Below are 19,366 nucleotides of genomic sequence, written 5' to 3'. Positions count from 1 at the left end.
TGCATGCTGCCGGCGCCGTTCCAATCTGCAGCTTTGCAACAGTCCTTCGCCCGCGAAGCCTTGTCGTATCGTGATTTCGCCAATTTAACTCTTATATAAGATATAAGACATTTGATCTCCGGCGGACTTCGGATTACAATCACGCGGCCGCTGGCGGTATTGCGCCGCCGGCCCACAAGAGACAAGGCAGTACCCGTTACAACCCTATTAACAGCAGGTTCCCATGCTTGATACCTATCGCGCCCATGTCGCCGAACGCGCTGCGCTTGGCATTCCTCCTCTGCCGCTGACCGCCAAGCAGACGGCCGAGCTGATCGAACTGATCAAGAACCCGCCGGCGGGTGAAGAGCAGACCCTGGTGGACCTGATTACGTACCGCGTGCCGGCTGGCGTGGACGACGCTGCCAAGGTCAAGGCTTCGTACCTGGCCGCCGTGGCCCTGGGTTCGGAAAAGACCGCACTGATCTCGCGCGCCCGCGCCACCGAACTGCTCGGCACGATGCTGGGCGGCTACAACATCTCGCCGCTGATCGAACTGCTGGACGACGCCGAAGTGGGCGCCGTGGCCGCCGACGCGCTGAAGAAGACGCTGCTGATGTTCGACGCCTTCCACGACGTGAAGGAAAAGGCCGACAAGGGCAACACCAACGCAAAGGCCGTGCTGCAGAGCTGGGCCGACGCCGAGTGGTTCACGAGCCGCCCGGAACTGCCGCAATCGCTGACGATCACCGTGTTCAAGGTGCCCGGCGAGACCAACACCGACGACCTGTCGCCGGCCCCCGACGCCACCACGCGCCCGGACATCCCGATGCACGCGCTGGCCATGCTGAAGAACAAGCGCGAAGGCGCAGCGTTCCAGCCGGAAGAAGACGGCAAGCGCGGCCCGGTGGCATTCATCGAATCGCTCAAGGACAAGGGCAACCTGGTGGCCTACGTCGGTGACGTGGTCGGTACGGGTTCCAGCCGCAAGTCGGCCACCAACTCGGTGCTGTGGTTCACGGGCGAAGACATCCCCTTCGTGCCGAACAAGCGTTTCGGCGGCGTGTGCCTGGGCAGTAAGATCGCCCCGATCTTCTACAACACGATGGAAGACGCCGGCGCGCTGCCGATCGAACTCGACGTGTCGCAGATGGAAATGGGCGACGTCGTGGAACTGCGCCCGTACGAAGGCAAGGCCCTGAAGAACGGCGCCGTGATCGCCGAATTCAAGGTCAAGTCGGATGTGCTGTTCGACGAAGTGCGCGCCGGCGGCCGCATTCCGCTGATCATCGGCCGTGGCCTGACCGCCAAGGCCCGCGAGGCGCTGGGCCTGGCCCCGTCGACGCTGTTCCGCCTGCCGCAGAATCCGGTCGACACCGGCCGCGGCTTCACGCTGGCCCAGAAGATGGTGGGCCGCGCCTGCGGCCTGGCCGAAGGCAAGGGCATCCGCCCGGGCACGTACTGCGAACCGAAGATGACTTCGGTGGGCTCGCAGGACACCACTGGCCCGATGACGCGCGACGAGCTGAAGGACCTGGCCTGCCTGGGCTTCTCGGCCGACCTGGTGATGCAGTCGTTCTGCCACACCGCCGCGTATCCGAAGCCGGTTGACGTGAAGACGCACCACACGCTGCCGCAATTCATCAGCACCCGTGGCGGTATCTCGCTGCGCCCGGGCGACGGCGTGATCCACTCGTGGCTGAACCGCATGCTGCTGCCCGACACCGTCGGCACCGGCGGCGATTCGCACACCCGCTTCCCGATCGGCATCAGCTTCCCGGCCGGTTCGGGCCTGGTGGCCTTTGCCGCCGCCACCGGCGTGATGCCGCTGGACATGCCGGAATCGGTGCTGGTGCGCTTCAAGGGCAAGATGCAGCCCGGCGTGACGCTGCGCGACCTGGTCAACGCCATTCCGCTGTACGCGATCAAGCAGGGCCTGCTGACCGTGGCCAAGCAAGGCAAGCAGAACATCTTCTCGGGCCGTATCCTCGAAATCGAAGGTCTGCCCGACCTGAAGGTGGAACAGGCCTTCGAGCTGTCCGACGCCTCGGCTGAGCGTTCGGCCGCCGGCTGCACCGTGCGCCTGAACAAGGAACCGATCATCGAATACATCAACAGCAACATCACGCTGCTGAAGTGGATGATCGCCGAAGGCTACCAGGACCCGCGCAGCCTGCAGCGCCGTATCAAGGCCATGGAAGCATGGCTGGCCGATCCGAAGCTGCTGGCTCCGGACGCCGACGCCGAGTACGCTGCCGTGATCGAAATCGACCTGGCCGACGTGCATGAGCCGATCGTGGCCTGCCCGAACGATCCGGACGACGTGAAGACGCTGTCGGACGTGGCTGGCGCCAAGATCGACGAAGTGTTCATCGGTTCGTGCATGACCAACATCGGCCACTTCCGCGCCGCGTCGAAGCTGCTGGAAGGCAAGCGCGACATCCCCGTGAAGCTGTGGGTCGCCCCGCCGACCAAGATGGATCAGAAGCAGCTGACCGAGGAAGGCCACTACGGCGTGTTCGGCACGGCCGGTGCGCGTACCGAAATGCCGGGCTGCTCGCTGTGCATGGGCAACCAGGCCCAGGTGCGCGAAGGCGCCACGGTGATGTCGACCTCGACGCGTAACTTCCCGAACCGTCTGGGCAAGAACACCAACGTGTACCTTGGCTCCGCCGAACTGGCCGCCATCTGCTCGCGCCTTGGCCGTATCCCGAACAAGGAAGAGTACATGGCCGACATGGGCGTGCTGAACGCCAATGGCGACAAGATCTATAAGTACATGAACTTCGACCAGATCGAAGACTTCAAGGAAGTGGCCGATACGGTGACGATCTGACGCGCCACGTTTCGCCGCCACCGCTGTTGCAGTAGCAGCCGCGAGGCGGCGAAACGGCCTGACGATCGATGAACCCCGCACGCGTGCAGGCGCGTGCGGGGTTTTTTATTGCCGACCGGAAAGCAGAACGCCCGGCACGGCCTTGCGGCCGCAGCGGGCGAATGGGTGGGATCGACCGTGCTGGACCAGCGTTACTTGGACTTCGCCCCGTCGGTATAGGGGTCCGGATTGCCGGTCTTGGCGCCGTCGGTGTATGGGTCGGGTTTGCCTACGCGGGCGCCATCCGTATAGGGGTTGTACTTGTCCGACTTGGCGCCGTCAGTGTACGGATCGGCCTTGGCCGACGGAGCCAGGTCGCTGCGGGTCGACTTGTTCGCGCCTTCGGTGTAGGGGTCGAACTTGCCGGCCTTGGCGCCATCGGTGTAGGGATCGGGCTTGCCCTTCGCGCCGTCGGTGTACGGATCGGCCTTGCTGGCCTTCGCCCCCTGCGAATAGGGGTCGAACTTGTTCTGCGCGTGCGCAAGCGGCGCCATCGCCACGGCTGCCGCGGCGACGATCAGGCTGGAAAGAAGTGTCTTGCTCATGGGAGCCTCGCCAGATTGGGGGCGCGATTCAAGGGCCCGCCCGAGTGCGCCCATCAAGCCATCGGGCAGGCGGCATGACGCAAGTCTCAGTTTGCTGTCATTTGCAAGGATAGACCTTGCCGCTGGAACGTGCCGACGGCGGGCCATGCCAGCGCCGGCACGGTGTTGGTCAGTGGGAATTGCCCTTGCGCTCGCGCGCCGACTCGCGCACATGCACGGCCGGCACATCGACCACATCGCCCTTGGCGGTGGCTACGGCCGCGATGTCGGGCATCACCGGGATGGCCGGCAGCAGCACCGGAACGCCGAGCCAGTGGCCGAAGGCATCCATCCAGGCACGCTGGGTGGCCGCGCCGAGCTCCAGCATGGCGTTGGCATAGTGCAGCGGGATCGACATCAGCGGCATCTGGCTGGTCCACTGCCGCGCGTAGAGTTCCTCGGGGTCTTGCGGCATGAAGCAGGACGCCCAGTCGAACTGGGTTTCCTCCACGATCGACCGCGAGAAGTCGGCATTCAGGCCCATCATCTTTTGCCAGTTTTCCAGCAGCTTGTTGTCGAACGTCGCAAACGGCTGGAAGGCAGGCGGAAAAGCGAACGGCTGGAACGGCCAGGTGGCCCAGGGGTTCGTAGGTTGGCTTTGCATGCTGGAAAACTCCAGGTTGGAAACCGGTGAAAAACGCAGGGGTACATGGCGCGCGGTGCGGCAAGCGCCGGATATGCCAGTCGATGGCACCGTGTGACCGGGCGGGGTGATGCCGGCTTCACGGGCAGGCATCGCGGCACCCGTCGGGCCGACCACCACATCGTTATCCATGACAGACCACGGGTCAACGGCGGATATCCCGGTCCCCCTTCGCGATTCGCGATGCACCGGCCAGACGGGTGCCGTAAGCCGGCCCGGTCACAACTGGCGCCTGCCGTCGTGCCGCAGGCACAATACGGGGCCGGACATTCAGGCGGATCGCCACCAGGAGAGGAAATGGAACTGCGGCAACTGCGCTACTTCGTGCACGTGGTGGAGCTTGGCAGCATGGGGCAGGCAGCCCAACGGCTGGGCGTGGTCACGTCTGCGTTGAGCCAGCAGATCAGCCGCCTGGAGAGCGAACTGTCCACGCGGCTGCTGCAGCGTACGTCCAGTGGCGTGGTGCCTACCGATGCCGGGCTGGCGTTCTGGCGCCAGGCGCAACTGGCGCTGCGCCATGCCGACGACGCCGCACAGGCGGCGCGTACGGCGCGGCTGTCGGGCCATGTCAGCGTAGGCATGGCGCCGAGCACGCTTGCCGTACTGGGTCCGGCGTTCATGCTGGCCATGCGCGACCGGTATCCCGATATCCGCCTGCATCTGGTCGAAAGCCTGTCGGGCGGTCTGGCCGCGATGATCGGCGCGCGCCAGCTCGACCTGGCCGTGCTGTTCCAGCGGGAGCCGGGACAACGCTGGAGCAGCATGCCGTTGCTGGAAGAACGGCTGTTCGTGATCGCGCGGCCCGACCAGCCGGGCCTGCCGGCCGCCGCGACCATGCCGCTGAATGCCATCGGCGACTTGCCGCTGATCCTGCCAAGCGGCGCCCACGGGCTGCGCGCGGTGCTCAACGCCGCATCGGCGCGCAACCCGCGTCCGCTGAATGTGGTGGCGGAGATCGATGGCCTGGCGATGCTGATGGATGCCGTGCGCGCCGGCATTGGTGCCACCATCCAGCCCGGCGCGGCCGTGGCCCGCCATCTGGGCGACCCGCTGAGGCTGATCGAAATCGTCGATGCCGGGGTGAGCCGGCCCAACATGCTGGTGAGCCTGTCGGACGATGAACTGTCGCCCGCCGGCCTTGCCGCGCGAAGCGTGCTGGAGCAGGTGGCGCGCGAACTGGTGACGGCCGGGCGCTGGCCGGGCGCCACCCTTCACAAATACTGAACACCGTCTGCTGCGTGGGGGCTGGCGCACACGGGGCGCGGTCCGTAGAGTCGGGGCATTCGAACGATTCCAACGATTCCTGCAGGAGACTCGCATGACCCCACGCATGCCGCGCCGCATCGCGCTCAAGGCGCTCGGCGCCCTGGCCCTGGCGGCCGCCATCCCGGCCCCTTTCTCCACCGCTGCGTTCGCCGCCGACGCCTGGCCGTCCAAGCCGATCACGCTGGTCGTGCCGTTTGCGTCGGGTGGCACCACCGACATCATCGGCCGTGCCGTGGGCCAGCGGCTGGGCGAGGCACTGGGCCAGCCCGTGGTGGTCGATAACCGGCCCGGCGCCGGCGGCACCATCGGCGGGGCGCTGGTGGCGCGCGCCAACCCGGACGGCTACACGTTCCTGCTGGCCACCGTGGCCCACACGATGGCCCCCGGCATCTACAAGACGCTGCCGTACGACTTCCAGAAGGACCTGGAACCGATCGGCATGGTGGCGCTGACGCCGAACGTGCTGATCGTCAATCCGTCGATTCCGGCCAGGACGGTTCAGGAACTGGTGGCCTACATCAAGGCCAATCCGGGCAAGGTCAACTATGGATCGGCCGGCATCGGCAGCACCGAGCACCTGTCTGGCGAGCTGTTCCGCGCGTCCACGGGCACCGATATCTCGCATGTGCCGTACAAGGGTGGCGCGCCGATGATGACCGACCTGATCGCGGGCCAGATCCAGATGGCGATCGAGACCAGCCCGTCGGCCAATCCGCATATCAAGAGCGGCAAGGTCAAGGCGCTGGCCGTGACGTCGGCCAAGCGTTCGGCCGCCTATCCCGGCGTGCCGACGGTGGCCGAAAGCGGCGTGCCCGGCTATGAGGTCACCACCTGGTATGCGTTGATGGCGCCGCATGGCACGCCCGAGGCGGTGCGCCAGCGCGTGAGCGCGGAGCTGGCCAAGGTGCTGAAGCAGCCCGACGTGCAGAAACGATTCGACGAACAGGGCGTGACCGCCGGCGACATGACGCCGCAGCAACTGGCCGGCTTCATCAAGACCGAAACCACCAAGTGGACCAAGGTGGCCAGGGATTCCGGCGCGAAGGCCGAATAAGCCCGCTCAGGCGGCCGCCGGGGCCACCCCGCGCGCCAGCATCTGCGCCAGCTCCACGGCCGGCACCGGCCGGCCGAACAGCCAGCCCTGGCCGTAGTCCACGCCTTGCGCGCGCAGAAAATCGGCCTGGGCGCGGTCCTCGATGCCTTCGGCCACCACCTGCAGCCCCAGCGACTGGGCCATGGCGATGATGTGCGGCGCCACGGTGCTCGACGCTGCCTCCTGCCCGATCGTGTCGACAAAGGATTTGTCGATCTTCAGCGCATCCACCTTGAAGCTCTGCAGGTAAGACAGACTGGAGTAGCCCGTGCCGAAGTCGTCGATATAGACCGGGTGGCCCGCGTCGCGAAACGCCTGGATCGTGTCGCGCGCCACGTCCGGTTCCAGGAAGCCGCGCTCGGTGGCCTCGATGCGGATCTGTTCCGGCGAGATGCCGGTGCCGCGCAGGCGCGCGGTCAGCACGCCCAGGAAGCGGCGGCTCTTCAGGTCTTCCGTGCCGACGTTGATCGATACGTAGAACGATGGATGCCGGCGCAGCAGCGTGCCCAGTTCGGCCAGCACGATGTCGAGCACCTGGTCGGTGATCTGCTGGATCAGGCCAGCGTTCTCCGCCATCGGGATGAACAGGTTCGGGCGTACCAGCCGGCCGTGGCGGCGCCAGCGCACCAGCGCTTCGACGCCCACGCACTGGTTGTCCGACAGCGACACGATGGGCTGGTAGTGCACGGCCATCTCGTGCCGCCGCACCGCCCCGCGCAACTCGCCCTCCAGGCTGAAGCGACGGGTGGCGCGGCGCCAGACCAGGATGCCCAGCGGCACCCCGGCGGCCAGCCCGACGACCAGCCCGCCCACCAGCAGCGCCTTCCAGTTGGCCAGCAGCGCGGCGCGCGGCGCCAGCACCACCACCGCCAGCGGCATCGTGCGCGACTTGCGCAGAACGATCGACGCATCGTCGTCGTTGGCCGCGTCGCCGCCCGATCCATAGGCATGGTCGGCGTAGGCGCGTTGCAGCCGCGGCAGGTTGGCGCCCTGCGACGCGGCGAAGATGCGCCCGGCATCGGTCTGCACCGCGGCCAGCATGCGCGATTCGCGGTCCACCACGTCGACGAAGGTCTGCGGGTCGAGCCCGACATAGCTGCCGTTGCGGCCCAGCAGCATCGATCGGCGTGGCGCGGCAAACGGGTTGGGCTGGTCGAACCAGTAATCGAGGCCGTCTGGCGTGCGCCAGTCGGGCGGCGGCAGGATGAACTGGTCGGCCTGCACCGCGCCCAGCAGGGCCGAGCAAAGCCGCTTGCCGCCCCGGTAGGCGCCCGCATCCTGGATATGCCGATAGGTATAGGTGATGCGCCGCATCTCCACCAGGTGCGACGCCGAGCAGGGGTCCTCGCGCAGCGATTCCAGGTCCTGCAGTGCATTGAGTGCCTGGGTCATGACCGTCTCGGCGCGCGTGACAGCCGCATCGGCGAACACGCTCAACTGCTCCGATTCGCGCCGGCTGGCTTCGAGCTGGGCCATGAACACGCCGATCCCCACCGGGAACAGCGTGGCCATCGTCGCCAGCACGATCGTCACCACCAGGAACCAGCTGCGCTGCATCGGGAGCCCTCAGGAGAGTGCGCCACGGCGGGCGCCCACGGCGCGGTGCGCGCCGTCCCATTCACCACCACACAAACCGGATTCGACAGTCTTGTCAGTGTTGTCTGATATCTGGAGCGGGGAAGTCTTGCGTTTTGGCACCACAAATCGCCTGCCTGCTCTGGGGAGCATAGCTAACAATCACCGCTCACGTTTGATACTTTGCGCCTGTTTGTGCCATGCCGACGGCGACACGCGGGGCCGTCGCCCGACAGGCGGCACAACCGTGACCACAGGGTAAGGGATATTCGTCTACGCCCGGATTCATCCCGATGGCGGGGGGTGGCAGGCTTGACAGTGGCGAAGGCCTCACATGCGACGGATCGACAGGAGGCCAGACAGGCGGGCCGCCGCAGCGGCCAGCGGCAGAGGCGGCAGAGGGGGCAGAGGGTGCAGAGGGTGCAGATCAGGGCAGACGGAGGCAGGTAACGCTGGGGCGCGGGCGCAGTCATTCCGCGCTGTGTCGCCCCGGCTACGCTTTTCGACGTCGGCCGCCCGTTGGACGGCGCTCAGACGGCCGACTTCAGGACCGCGCCGGTGGCGAAGAAGCTCTGCAGGTTGTCGAACACCAGCCCGGCCATTGCCGCCCGGGTCTCGTGCGTGCCGCTGGCCACGTGCGGCAGCAGCACCACGTTGTCCAGCGCGAACAGGGCTTCGGGCACCTTGGGTTCGTGCTCGAACACGTCCAGCCCGGCGCCGGCAATGCGCTTGTGCGTCAGGGCATCGACCAGCGCGGCTTCATCCACCACCGTGCCGCGGGCGATATTGATCAGATAGCCCTTCGGACCCAGCGCCTTCAGTACGTCGGCGGACACCAGGTGGCGCGTCTCGGGCCCGCCCGAAGCGGCGATCACCAGAAAATCGGCCCACTCGGCCAGCGCCTGGAGCGACGGCTCGAAGCCATAGGGCACCCCTTCCTGCGCCTTGCGGCCGTAGTAGCGCACCGCCATGTCGAAGCCGCTCGACCGTTTGGCGATGACGCGGCCGATGCGGCCCATGCCGACGATGCCCAGCCGCTTGCCGCTGACGCGCGTGGTCAGCGGATACGGGCCCTTGAGCCAGTCGCCACGGCGCACGTAGCGGTCGGCGGCGCTGACCTGGCGTGCGGCGTCCATCAGCAGCGCGAACGCGGTGTCGGCCACGCAGTCGTTGAGCACGTCGGGCGTGTAGCCCACGGCAATGCCGCGTGCGCGGGCGGTGTCCAGGTCCAGCTTGTCCAGGCCCACGCCGAAGCTGGAAATCACGCGCAGGTTCGGCAGCGTGGCCAGCATCGCGGCGTCCACGCCGGTGGCGGCGCGCGTGGTCATTGCCACGAACTCGCCACCGTGCTGCGCCAGGTAGGCGGCAGGATCGCTTTCGGCCCAGAGCGGATGCACGTCGAAATGCTCGGCCAGACGGGCTTCGGTCTGTTCCGGGAGCCGGCCGTGCTGCAGGAGGCGGGGTTTCATGCGAGAAGAGTCCTTTTCTGATGGAAGTGTCCGGGCGCGCGGGGTCAGTCGGCGCTCAGGTGATTATCGGCGATGATCCTTGCGTAACGCTTGCGGTCGTTGGCAATGGTCTCGGCAAACTGCTGCGGGGTGCTGCCGACGGGAATCGCACCCTGTTCGATCAGCTGCTTCTTCACCTCCGGCATGGCCACCACCTTCTTCACGTCGGCGGCGATCTTGTCGACGATGTCCTTCGGCGTGCCGGCGGGCGCCAGCAGGCCCACCCAGGAACCCGACTCGGCGTTCTGGATGCCGGCCTCGGCCAGCGTGGGCACATCGGGCATCGACGGCGAACGCACGTGGCCGGTCACGGCCAGCGCACGCAGCTTGCCGGCCTTCACGTGGCCGGTGGTTTCGAGGATCGACGCGAACAGCATGTCCACGTTGCCGGCCATCAGGTCGGTCATGGCCGCGCCGCCGCCCTTGTAGGGCACGTGCAGCATGTCGGTGCCGGTGGCGGCCTTGAAGATCTCGCCGGACAGGTGCGGCGACCCCCCCGTGCCGGAACTGGCGAACGTCAGCGTGCCGGGCTTGGCCTTGGCCAGCGCCACCAGTTCCTTCGGCGTTTTCGCGGGCAGGCCCGGCGTGACCACCAGTGCGAACGGCAGTTCGGCCATCATCGTCACCGGCACGAAGCTGTCGGGCTTGTAGTTGAGCTTCTTGTACAGGAACGGGTTGATCGACTGCGTGCCGACGTTGCCGGCCACCAGCGTGTAGCCATCGGGTTTGGCGCGCGCGGTCAGTTCCAGGCCGACGTTGCCGGCGGCGCCGGGGCGGTTATCCACCACCACCGGCTGGCTCCAGATCTGCGCCAGCCGCTGGGCGACGAGCCGCGTGCCGATGTCGGTGCCGCCGCCGGGCGTGAACGGCACGATGATGGTGACGGGCCGGGTCGGCCATTCGCCCTGCGCGTGGGCGCCAAAGGCAGCCGTGACGGCCAGGGCCGCGGCGGCAATGCGGGCAGTCTTCAACATGGGTTTGTCTCCGGAATTGTTTTAGGTTTCTATGTCTGGGACTGCGCGTCAGCGGCCGCGCGCCTTGCGCCAGGCCGCGAAATCGTCGCGTGCCTGCGCGGTAGTCGGCGGATAGAGCCCGATGATCGAGCGCCCGTTGCGCACTTCCTCGGTCACGAAGTCCTCGAACGCGGTCATTTCCACGGCCTCGGCGGCGACCTCCTCGGCGATGTGCCACGGAATGACGACCACGCCTTCGGCATCGCCCACGATCACATCGCCGGGGAACACCGCCACGTCGCCGCAGCCGATCGGCACGTTGAATTCCAGCGCCTGGTGCAGCGTCAGGTTGGTGGGCGCCGACGGACGGTGGTGGTAGGCGGGCATGGCCATCTGCGCGATCTCGGGCGAATCGCGGAAGCCGCCGTCGGTGACGATGCCCGCCCCGCCGCGCTGCATCAGCCGCGTGACCAGGATCGAACCGGCCGATGCGGCGCGCGCGTCCTTGCGGCTGTCGATCACCAGCACGGCGCCGGGTGGGCACTGCTCGATGGCCTGGCGCTGCGGATGGTTCGGGTCCTGGAACACGGTGATGGGATTCAGGTCCTCGCGCGCCGGGATATAGCGCAGCGTGAACGCTTCGCCGACCATCGTGCCGGCGTCGGGGTTGAGCGGGCGCACGTCCTGGATGAACTGGTTGCGCAGGCCGCGCTTGAACAGCGCGGTGCAAAGCGTGGCGGTGCTGACGGTCTTCAGCGCGTCGCGCAGACCGGAACCGAGCGGGGTCATGGGGTGGCCTCAGTAGATGCTCGGTTCGCCCACGGGCTCGCCGAAATCGGTTTGCAGGAAGTCGAAATCGCAGCCGTCGTTGGCCTGGCGCACATGGCGCGAGAACATGTAGCCGTAGCCGCGCATATAGCGCGGGGGCAGCGGGGTCCATGCGGCGCGGCGCGCGGCCAGTTCCGCGTCGGACACTTCCAGATGGATGCTGCGCCGTTCGATATCGACAGAGATCAGGTCGCCCGTCTTCACCAGGGCGAAGGGGCCCCCGATGTAGGCTTCGGGCGCCACGTGCAGGATGCAGGCGCCGTAGCTGGTGCCGCTCATGCGCGCATCGGACATCCGCAGCATGTCGCGCACGCCCTGCTTCACGAGCTTTTTCGGGATCGGCAGCATGCCCCACTCGGGCATGCCGGGGCCGCCCTGCGGGCCGGCGTTGCGCAGGATCAGGATGTGGTCGGCCGTGACGTCGAGGTCCTCGTTCTCGACAGCGGCCTTCATCGACGGGTAGTCGTCGAACACCAGTGCCGGGCCCGTATGTTTGAAGAATCGCTTCTCGCACGCGCTGGGCTTGATCACGCAGCCGTCGGGCGCGATATTGCCGCGCAGCACGGCCAGCGCGCCTTCCTGGTACAGCGCGTTCTCGCAGGTGCGGATCACGTCGTCGTTGTGGACTTCGGCGCCCGCGATGTTCTCGCCCAGCGTGCGGCCCGTGACCGTGGGGGCGTCGAGGTGAAGCTTGTCGCGGATACGGTTCATCAGCGCCGGCAATCCGCCCGCGTAGAAAAAATCCTCCATCAGGTAGGTGTCGCCGCTGGGCCGGATGTTGGCGATCACCGGCACCTGGCGGCTGGCGCGGTCGAAGTCGTCGAGGCCGATGTCGTGGCCGGCGCGGCGCGCCATGGCAATCACGTGGATGATGGCGTTGGTGGAGCAGCCCATCGCCATGGCCACGGCAATCGCGTTCTGGAACGATGCGTGGGTCTGGATGCGTTGCGGCGTCAGGTCTTCCCAGACCATGCCGACGATGCGCCGGCCGGCCTCGGAGCACATGCGGATGTGGTTGGCGTCGGCCGCCGGAATCGACGATGCGCCGGGCAGCGTCATGCCGATGGTCTCGGCAATCGCGGTCATCGTGCTGGCCGTGCCCATCGTCATGCACGTGCCGTGGCTGCGCGCGATGCCGCCCTCGATGCCGATCCACTCGGTCTTGCTGATATTGCCGGCGCGGCGCTCGTCCCAGAACTTCCAGGCGTCGGAGCCCGATCCCAGCACCTGGCCCTTGTAGTTGCCGCGCAGCATGGGGCCGGCGGGCACGTAGATGGCGGGCACGCCGGCGCTGGTGGCGCCCATCAGCAGGCCCGGGGTGGTCTTGTCGCATCCGCCCATCAGCACCGCGCCGTCGATCGGATGCGAGCGGATCAGCTCTTCGGTCTCGATGGCCAGCAGGTTGCGGTAGAGCATGGTGGTTGGCTTGACCGAGCTCTCGGACAAAGAAATGGCCGGTAGTTCCACGGGGAAACCACCGGCCTGCAGGATGCCGCGCTTCACGTCGTCCACGCGCTGCTTGAAGTGCGCGTGGCAGGGGTTGATGTCGGACCATGTGTTGATGATGGCGATGAGCGGCTTGCCCATCCATTCATCGGGCGCGTAGCCCATCTGCATGATCCGGGAGCGATGCCCGGACGAGCGCAAGTCGTCGGGTGCGAACCAGCGCGCGCTGCGCAGCTGGTCCGGCGTTTTCTTATGTGCCGTCATCGTTGTCTCTTCCACTGGAATCCTGCCGGTCGCGTAGTTGTACGACGACTGGGGTTTCGGGAATTAAAGCACTAATATATTAGTACGTCAACGCAGGGATTTCCGCAGCGGTTCGGCTAGAATCGCGCGCAACATTCCAGTCATTTACGCATGGCCGCCACGCTTCCCAACCCGTCCGCGCAGTTCCAGTTCGACCGCACGCGCCAGGCGGCGCCGCAGGTGTTCGAGCATATGCGCGAGCAGATCATCTCGATGGCGCTGCCGCCGGGCACGGTGCTGTCGCGCCCCGAACTGGCGCTGCAATACGGCATCAGCCAGACGCCGGTGCGCGATGCGCTGATGCGGCTGGCCGAGGAAGGGCTGGTCGATGTGTTTCCCCAGCACGCCACGCGCGTGAGCCGCATCGATGTGGCGCTGGCGCGGCAGGCGCACTTTCTGCGCCGCTCGGTGGAAGTGGAGATCGTCCGGACCCTGGCCGGCGCGCCCGATGTGGGCCTGGTGGAACGGCTGCGCGCCACGGTGGCACGCCAGCAGCGCATGCTGGAACTTGACGACCTGGCCGAATTCACCGCCAACGACCAGTATTTCCATCGCCAGCTCTACGAGGCCGCCGCCGTGCCGGACCTGTTCGGGCTGGTGCGCCGCCAGAGCGGCCATCTGGACCGCCTGCGCCGGCTGCACCTGCCGATTCCGGGCAAGGCCAATGCGGTGCTGCGCGACCATACCGCGATCGTCGACGCCATCGCCGCCGGCGACGTGGCCGCCGCCGAGACCGCGCTGCGCGACCACCTGACCGGCACGCTGGCCAACGTCGAGGACATCCGCTCGCGCTTCCGCGACTACCTGCGCTAAAACCGCCACCCGTTAGCCCGAATCGGGTCAGGGCGTTTGTTTTTGGCAACGGCTCGCCCGCCATCTACCCACTACATGGGTAATGACAGCTTCAATGCATTCGTCAATCACGAAGGATTTGTCGATTGCTGGCGGAAATTGATAGATTTCGGAGGTATTTATTGCCGGGTAGACCAGGATGTCCGCCAGAGTCACCATTACCAGCAGCGATCAACTGGGGCAGGTGCTCCAGGGCGCGCGCAAGATCGCCGGCCTGACCCAGGCCGACGCCGCCGCACGGCTGGCCATCAGCCAGAGCCGCATTTCCCATATGGAGCTGAATCCGGAGACCATCAGCGTTGCCCAGTTGCTGGCGCTGCTGGGGGCCTACGGCATGGATCTGATCGTCGAGCCCCGCGCCGTGCGCGATGCGTTGCTGGAGAAGCTCGAATGGTAGCCAGCGCCGGCCTGCCTGGGCCGCGCCCGGCCCGTCAGGGCAGATAGCCCAGCAGCTTCCACCAGAGGTAATCGAGCGGCAGCAACACCACCAGCGTGATGGCGGCCATCGTCAGGCAAAGCCGCGTGCCGTGCCGCAAGCCTACGCCCCCGAGCTGCATCGCAATCACGATCGGCGGCGACTGGTACGGGAAGAACACCGTCGAGAACACCGGCACCTGCAGCATCAGCACCGATTCCAGCGGCAGCCCCGTCGCATTGGCCAGGTCGCGCGCCAGCGGCGTGAGCACGGCCGGCAGTGCGGGCAGCGTCGACATCAGGCCCAGTACCGCACCCATGGCGCCGATGGTGCCCACGTTGGCCGCCGTATGACCGGGTGTCAGCGGCAGCACCTGAAGCAGGCCGGCACTGATGGCGCTGCCCAGTCCGGTGGATTCCACCACGGCCCCGAGCCCCAGAAAGCCGGCCACATAGATCAGCGGTACCAGATGCACCTGCTCGGTCAGCGCCTTGGGCGATACCAGGCCGATGCCGGGCAGCAGGCAGACGATGCACGCGGCCAGCGAAATCCAGGCTGGCGAGATGCCATGCCACGCGTCGGTGGCGAACCCGGCCACGGCCAGCGCCAGGATGATGGCCAGCACGCGCTCCTGGGCCCCCATCGCGGTCTGCGTGACTGGCGCTTGCGCCGGCATCGGACCATTTTCCGGGAACAGCTTGCAGATGACCCAGATCAGCACCACGGTCTTCAGCGCGCCCAGCACCGGGAAATGCAGCAGCAGGTAGCTGCCGTAGCTGAGGTTGATGTGATAGAGCGAGCTGGCCGCGCCCAGCAGCACGCTGTTCGGGATGTTGGCCGGCAGGATGGTGGTGGGCGGCATGTAGCTGGCCGCCGCCACGGTCATCACCATGCCGATGCGGCCGTTGGACCCGGCAGCGAAGCCCAGCCGGTCGGCCAGTGCGAGCACGATCGGCATCAGCAGCAGCACGCGGCCGGTGGTGGAGGGCATCAGGAACGCCAGCCCGACCGCGCTCAGTGCCACCGTGGTGATCACCTGAGGGTAAGTGCCCACCCGCTTGTGGAAGATGATGTCCGCCAGCCGCAGCGCCAGCCCGGTACTGCGCAGCGCCACGCCGGTCACGGCGCCACCGAACATCAGCCACCATGCCGTGGACGTGAATCCCGAAAACACCACGGTGGGCGGTGCGATATGGAACACCACCGCTGACAGGAAGAACAGCAGCGTGGCCGTGGGTTCGGGCAGCACGCCAACGGCCCAGCAGGATACGGTCGACAGCACCAGCGCGCCGGCCCAGATCAGCGCCGGCGGGGCGTGCAGGGCGCTGCCCGCAATCCAGACGGCGCTGATGCAGGCGCCGATCAGCAGCGCGGCACGGATCGAATCGGCAGGGCGGCCGGCCAGTGGCGCGGGCTTGGGAGCGGAAGGGGGTGTCGGGGGTGTGGCTTCGGGGCGTGCTTCGGCGCTGCCGGGTGTGGCTGACATCTGGGATCTGTCTCGCGAGCGGGGCCGGTCGCCTGGGACGCCGGTCTTGTTTTATGAGCGAAAGTGCTGAGCCGCTATCGTATGGTTGTCTGATGAAGCGGGCAACTGCCGCGCGCGGGTCAGCGTGTTTTGCGGAACGTCAGGTTGATGCGTGCGTCGCCGGTCAGCGCGTGGTCCCCCGCGGCAAGCGGCGCGATGCCGTGGAACACCAGCCGCGAGGGGCCGCCCCAGACCACCACGTCGCCATGCGCCAGCCGCACCCGCGACGGGCGGTCGGCCCGGCGCAGGCCGCCCCACAGAAAGATGGCCGGCAAGCCCAGCGACACCGACACGATGGGCGCCCGCAAGTCGAGTTCATCGCGGTCCTGATGTAGTGAAAGCCGTGTACCGGGCAGATAGCGGTTGATCAGGCACGCATCGGGCACAAAACCGGGATACCCGGCCGCCTCGGCGGCATCGAGCGCCAGGCGCCGGAAAGTGCCGGGCATGTCCGGCCAGGGCCGCCCGGTATCGGGATCGACCGGGTCATAGCGATAACCGGTACGGTCGGACACCCAGCCGTGCTCGCCACAATTGGTCATCGCCACCGACATCCGCAGCCCGCCCGGCGTGATCAGGTGCCGGAACGGTGAGCCGGCGCTGACTTCGCCCACCGCCTGCAGCAGCGCGGGCCCGATGTCACGCGCAAAGCCCCGCAGGACAACGGCACCGGGCCCCAACGGCTCAACGGCTGGCGGCGTATCGGGATCGGCAGGAAGGGCGTCGAAGAGCTCGAAGGTCATGGCAACCGCACATCGGGGCGGGGAATGCGCCCAATTTAGCGTATTTGCGCCTTCTCCATCCCTTCCAGCAAGGCCTTGTGAAACGCCGCCGGGTCCTGCATCTGCGGGGCGTGGCCCATTTCGGGGAATTCCACCAGCGTCGTGTTCGGGATGGCCTTGGCCGTGGTCTGGGCCAGCTCGGGGTAGCGGCCCAGCTTTGGCTGCACGTCGGCCGGGGCGGCGTCCTTGCCGATGGCCGTGGTGTCCTTGTCGCCGATCATCAGCAGCGTGGGGGCCTGGATGGCGCCCATTTCATAGACCACGGGCTGGGTGTAGATCATGTCGTAGAGCAGGGCGGAGTTCCATGCCACGATCTGCTTGCCCGGGCCGCGATACATGCCAGCCAGCATCTGCACCCACGGCTCGTATTCCGGCTTCCATTGGTTCACGTAGTACGTGGACTTTTCGTAGTTGCGGATGCGATCGGCCGTGGTGTTCAGCTCGCGGGCGTACCACTGGTCCACCGATAGCGAGGGCACACCTTTGGCCTTCCAGTCCTCCAGCCCGATCGGGTTCACCAGCACCAGCTGCTTCGTGTCCTGCGGATACATCAGCGCATAGCGCATGGCCAGCATGCCGCCGGTGGAGTGCCCCATCACGGTGACGTCGCGAATGCCGATCGATGCCAGCAGGTCGTGCGTGTTGCGCGCCAGTTGCTGGAACGTGTACTGGTAGTGCGCCGGTTTGGTCGACTTGCAGAAGCCCACCTGATCGGGCGCCACCACCCGGTATCCGGCGCCGCCGAGCTGGCGGATGGTCTCCTGCCACGTGGCGCCGCAGAAGTTCTTGCCGTGCAGCAGCACCACGGCCCGGCCGTTCGGCTTTTCGGGTTTGACGTCCATGAACGCCATCTCCAGGGGCTGTCCCTGCGACGAGAACTTGTAGCGTTGGACCGGATAGGGGTAGTCGAAGCCTTCCAGCTCGGGGCCGTAGGCGGGGCCGCCATCGGTGGCGCCGGCCGCCGCGTGGACGGGCGGGGCGAGGGTGGTGAGGGTTGCGAAGGTGGCCGCCAGCGCGAGCGCGGCAAGCTGGGTCGGACGAACGAGGGGCGGGCGAAGGCTGGGCATGGTCATTGGCCAGGGGGCGAGGGATCGAGTGGACGGGCGGGGATATCGTCGCTCAAATGACCGCCCCGTGCGCGCTTAAGTTCCGGGTTGCCAGCATGAAAAAAGCCCGCCTTCCCGCAAGACGGGGGGAAGGGCGGGCTTTGCGGGGTCGGCACGACCCAGTGCGTCAGGCGAACGTATCGACCTCGCCACGTGCCAGGGTGCGCGGGGCGCGCGGTGTGGCGGGAGCGGCAGGCGCCGCCGTGTCGTTGCCGAAGCCCATGGCCTGGCCGAAGCTGCCGCCGTTGCCGGCCTGGCGTTGCGGCTGCTGTTGCTGGCCACCCGAGTTGGCTTGCGCAAAGCTGTCGGCGCCCACCGATGTCTGGCCAAGCTGGATGCCCGCTTCGGCCATCGACGTGCGCAGGTGCGGCAGCGCGGCCTCCACGGCGGCGCGCACGGCCTGGTGCGGCGATACGAACTGCGCCTGGGCCTGATCGTTGACCACGTTCAGCACCACCTTCAGCGGACCCAGGTTGGGCGGGTTCAGATCGAGTTCGGCGGTCTGGTTGCCCTGGGTGGACAGGCGCACCATCTGCTGGCCCAGTGCCTGCGACCACTGGCTGTCGCCGACGTTCGGGGCGATGACCGGGCGCGCGGCAACGGCGGCGGCGTTGGCCTGGGCGGCCTGGGCCGGCGTCTGGGCGGCAAGGGCCGACGCGATGGTGGCGGCGCTGCTGGCATTCGTCGCGCCCGTGTCCACGCCTTCACCGGTGCGTGCGCTGGCCTGTGCGACGGCGAACGGCGTGACCGGGGCCTGCGCCGGCTGGCTGGCCGGGGCGTCGCCGGCCGGCGTCAGGGCCGGCTGGTTCTGATGGCCCAGGTTTGCATGCTGGTGGCCGGCGCCCTGGCCACGGGCGTCCTGTGCGGCGGCCTGGGCCGGCGCGGTGACGGTGGCGGCGATCTTGTCCGCAGTCGTCGGTGCGGTGTTCTGCAGCGTGGCGCGTTGCTGGGCGATCAGCGCCAGCGTGTCGGCCGGACTGGCGGTGGCGCCCTTGGCGGCCGTGTCCACGGTGGCGGCAGGCAGCCTGGCTTCGGCCTGTGCCTGCAAGGCCGCGGCATCGGCGGCCGGATCGGCCGCGGCGGCTGCGGTGGATGCGGAGGCCGCGGCGGCAGCGGCGGCAGCGGATGCGCTGGCGCCCTGCGCCGTGCCCGATGCCGACGGCAGCGTCGGCAGGCCGTTGATCGCACTGGTGTCGACGCCGGCCGTGCTGGCGGCGGCAGGGGCCTGCGGGACCGGGGGCTGCGTCAGCAGCGCGGCAGCGGCCAGTGCGGCGGCGGCCGCTGCCGCATCGGTCGATGCGGTGTCGTCGGTCTCGCCATCCTTGGCCTCGTCGGTCTTCGGCTCGCCCTTGGCGGCCACCTTGCCGGTGTCCTTCTGCGGCAGCGCATTGTTGGCGGCGGGCTGCTGCGGCTTTTGCGCGGCGCTGCCCTTCGATGCGTCGGCCTGCTTGCCATCCTTGGCCGGGACCTTGGCCTGCGCGGCGGCCGGCGCGGACTGCTGACCATCCTGGCGTGCGCGCGACAGCGCATCCTGGAACGGGTTGGCATCGCCAACCTTGCCGGCGTCCGGCGACTTGAGGTTTCCGAGGGCTGCGGCGGTGTTGCCGACGATCTGGCTGATATCGATCATTGT

General features: G+C 67.5%; 16 protein-coding genes. 5 read left to right on the top strand and 11 right to left on the bottom strand.

Going from position 1 to position 19,366, the window contains the following annotated elements:
- The first annotated feature begins 223 nt into the window (after positions 1-223).
- Positions 224-2,815 carry a bifunctional aconitate hydratase 2/2-methylisocitrate dehydratase gene (acnB, locus tag AC24R4_RS04555; protein WP_400393717.1) on the top strand — a complete coding sequence of 864 codons (2,592 nt, stop codon included), beginning with the start codon at positions 224-226 and terminating at the stop codon, positions 2,813-2,815.
- Positions 2,816-3,006: 191 nt separating this feature from the next.
- On the opposite strand, the gene AC24R4_RS04550 is transcribed toward acnB, so the two are convergent.
- Together AC24R4_RS04550 and AC24R4_RS04545 are read right to left on the bottom strand one after the other, a co-directional pair.
- Positions 3,007-3,399, bottom strand: coding sequence for a hypothetical protein (locus AC24R4_RS04550; protein ID WP_400397608.1), 393 nt, complete (start codon positions 3,397-3,399; stop codon positions 3,007-3,009).
- 169 nt (positions 3,400-3,568) lie between these two features.
- Positions 3,569-4,042 carry a phasin family protein gene (locus AC24R4_RS04545; RefSeq protein ID WP_487522355.1) on the bottom strand — a complete coding sequence of 158 codons (474 nt, stop codon included), beginning with the start codon at positions 4,040-4,042 and terminating at the stop codon, positions 3,569-3,571.
- A gap of 336 nt (positions 4,043-4,378) precedes the next feature.
- On the opposite strand from AC24R4_RS04545, the gene AC24R4_RS04540 reads away from it, so the two are divergent.
- Together AC24R4_RS04540 and AC24R4_RS04535 are read left to right on the top strand one after the other, a co-directional pair.
- Positions 4,379-5,305, top strand: a complete 927-nt coding sequence (locus AC24R4_RS04540; RefSeq protein ID WP_400395692.1) for a LysR family transcriptional regulator — start codon at positions 4,379-4,381, stop codon at positions 5,303-5,305.
- A gap of 94 nt (positions 5,306-5,399) precedes the next feature.
- Complete coding sequence (locus AC24R4_RS04535) at positions 5,400-6,401, top strand: Bug family tripartite tricarboxylate transporter substrate binding protein (RefSeq protein ID WP_400395694.1); 1,002 nt, start codon at positions 5,400-5,402, stop codon at positions 6,399-6,401.
- A gap of 6 nt (positions 6,402-6,407) precedes the next feature.
- Here the strand turns inward: AC24R4_RS04535 and AC24R4_RS04530 are convergent, their stop codons facing one another.
- From AC24R4_RS04530 to araD, 5 genes are all read right to left on the bottom strand, one after another.
- On the bottom strand, positions 6,408-7,997 hold the full coding sequence (locus AC24R4_RS04530; protein WP_400395696.1) for an EAL domain-containing protein: 1,590 nt from the start codon (positions 7,995-7,997) through the stop codon (positions 6,408-6,410).
- A gap of 548 nt (positions 7,998-8,545) precedes the next feature.
- Positions 8,546-9,484 carry a 2-hydroxyacid dehydrogenase gene (locus AC24R4_RS04525; protein ID WP_400393852.1) on the bottom strand — a complete coding sequence of 313 codons (939 nt, stop codon included), beginning with the start codon at positions 9,482-9,484 and terminating at the stop codon, positions 8,546-8,548.
- A 44-nt stretch (positions 9,485-9,528) separates the two neighbouring features.
- Positions 9,529-10,497 carry a Bug family tripartite tricarboxylate transporter substrate binding protein gene (locus AC24R4_RS04520; protein WP_400393850.1) on the bottom strand — a complete coding sequence of 323 codons (969 nt, stop codon included), beginning with the start codon at positions 10,495-10,497 and terminating at the stop codon, positions 9,529-9,531.
- A 48-nt stretch (positions 10,498-10,545) separates the two neighbouring features.
- A complete protein-coding gene (locus AC24R4_RS04515) occupies positions 10,546-11,265 on the bottom strand; it encodes a ribonuclease activity regulator RraA (RefSeq protein WP_400393849.1) in 720 nt (239 codons plus the stop codon).
- Between the two features lie 9 nt (positions 11,266-11,274).
- Positions 11,275-13,014 (bottom strand): L-arabinonate dehydratase, encoded by a 1,740-nt coding sequence (gene araD / locus AC24R4_RS04510; protein ID WP_400393847.1) that lies wholly within the window; start codon positions 13,012-13,014, stop codon positions 11,275-11,277.
- Positions 13,015-13,164: 150 nt separating this feature from the next.
- On the opposite strand from araD, the gene AC24R4_RS04505 reads away from it, so the two are divergent.
- Together AC24R4_RS04505 and AC24R4_RS04500 are read left to right on the top strand one after the other, a co-directional pair.
- Positions 13,165-13,866 carry a GntR family transcriptional regulator gene (locus AC24R4_RS04505; protein ID WP_400393845.1) on the top strand — a complete coding sequence of 234 codons (702 nt, stop codon included), beginning with the start codon at positions 13,165-13,167 and terminating at the stop codon, positions 13,864-13,866.
- Positions 13,867-14,044: 178 nt separating this feature from the next.
- On the top strand, positions 14,045-14,302 hold the full coding sequence (locus AC24R4_RS04500; RefSeq protein ID WP_092599362.1) for a helix-turn-helix domain-containing protein: 258 nt from the start codon (positions 14,045-14,047) through the stop codon (positions 14,300-14,302).
- Positions 14,303-14,336: 34 nt separating this feature from the next.
- On the opposite strand, the gene AC24R4_RS04495 is transcribed toward AC24R4_RS04500, so the two are convergent.
- The 4 genes from AC24R4_RS04495 to AC24R4_RS04480 all read right to left on the bottom strand — a co-directional run bounded on the left by AC24R4_RS04495 (position 14,337) and on the right by AC24R4_RS04480 (position 19,363).
- The gene (locus tag AC24R4_RS04495) at positions 14,337-15,806 is read right to left on the bottom strand and encodes an SLC13 family permease (protein WP_400393843.1); all 1,470 of its coding nucleotides are present in this window, start codon (positions 15,804-15,806) and stop codon (positions 14,337-14,339) included.
- 119 nt (positions 15,807-15,925) lie between these two features.
- On the bottom strand, positions 15,926-16,588 hold the full coding sequence (gene alkB, locus AC24R4_RS04490) for a DNA oxidative demethylase AlkB (protein ID WP_400393841.1): 663 nt from the start codon (positions 16,586-16,588) through the stop codon (positions 15,926-15,928).
- Positions 16,589-16,623: 35 nt separating this feature from the next.
- Positions 16,624-17,694: an alpha/beta fold hydrolase gene (locus AC24R4_RS04485; RefSeq protein WP_400393839.1), complete on the bottom strand. Its 1,071-nt coding sequence runs from the start codon at positions 17,692-17,694 to the stop codon at positions 16,624-16,626.
- 166 nt (positions 17,695-17,860) lie between these two features.
- On the bottom strand, positions 17,861-19,363 hold the full coding sequence (locus AC24R4_RS04480) for a flagellar hook-length control protein FliK (RefSeq protein WP_400394279.1): 1,503 nt from the start codon (positions 19,361-19,363) through the stop codon (positions 17,861-17,863).
- Between the last annotated feature and the right edge of the window lie 3 nt (positions 19,364-19,366).

The organism is Cupriavidus sp. CER-90 (assembly GCF_057652055.1).
This window is presented reverse-complemented; position numbering and strand designations above follow the sequence as displayed.

Coding starts and splice junctions, on each gene's coding strand:
- acnB (WP_400393717.1), top strand. CDS start 224: ATGCTTGATACCTATCGCGCCCATGTCGCCGAACGCGCTGCGCTTGGC.
- AC24R4_RS04550 (WP_400397608.1), bottom strand. CDS start 3,399: ATGAGCAAGACACTTCTTTCCAGCCTGATCGTCGCCGCGGCAGCCGTG.
- AC24R4_RS04545 (WP_487522355.1), bottom strand. CDS start 4,042: ATGCAAAGCCAACCTACGAACCCCTGGGCCACCTGGCCGTTCCAGCCG.
- AC24R4_RS04540 (WP_400395692.1), top strand. CDS start 4,379: ATGGAACTGCGGCAACTGCGCTACTTCGTGCACGTGGTGGAGCTTGGC.
- AC24R4_RS04535 (WP_400395694.1), top strand. CDS start 5,400: ATGACCCCACGCATGCCGCGCCGCATCGCGCTCAAGGCGCTCGGCGCC.
- AC24R4_RS04530 (WP_400395696.1), bottom strand. CDS start 7,997: ATGCAGCGCAGCTGGTTCCTGGTGGTGACGATCGTGCTGGCGACGATG.
- AC24R4_RS04525 (WP_400393852.1), bottom strand. CDS start 9,484: ATGAAACCCCGCCTCCTGCAGCACGGCCGGCTCCCGGAACAGACCGAA.
- AC24R4_RS04520 (WP_400393850.1), bottom strand. CDS start 10,497: ATGTTGAAGACTGCCCGCATTGCCGCCGCGGCCCTGGCCGTCACGGCT.
- AC24R4_RS04515 (WP_400393849.1), bottom strand. CDS start 11,265: ATGACCCCGCTCGGTTCCGGTCTGCGCGACGCGCTGAAGACCGTCAGC.
- araD (WP_400393847.1), bottom strand. CDS start 13,014: ATGACGGCACATAAGAAAACGCCGGACCAGCTGCGCAGCGCGCGCTGG.
- AC24R4_RS04505 (WP_400393845.1), top strand. CDS start 13,165: ATGGCCGCCACGCTTCCCAACCCGTCCGCGCAGTTCCAGTTCGACCGC.
- AC24R4_RS04500 (WP_092599362.1), top strand. CDS start 14,045: ATGTCCGCCAGAGTCACCATTACCAGCAGCGATCAACTGGGGCAGGTG.
- AC24R4_RS04495 (WP_400393843.1), bottom strand. CDS start 15,806: ATGTCAGCCACACCCGGCAGCGCCGAAGCACGCCCCGAAGCCACACCC.
- alkB (WP_400393841.1), bottom strand. CDS start 16,588: ATGACCTTCGAGCTCTTCGACGCCCTTCCTGCCGATCCCGATACGCCG.
- AC24R4_RS04485 (WP_400393839.1), bottom strand. CDS start 17,694: ATGCCCAGCCTTCGCCCGCCCCTCGTTCGTCCGACCCAGCTTGCCGCG.
- AC24R4_RS04480 (WP_400394279.1), bottom strand. CDS start 19,363: ATGATCGATATCAGCCAGATCGTCGGCAACACCGCCGCAGCCCTCGGA.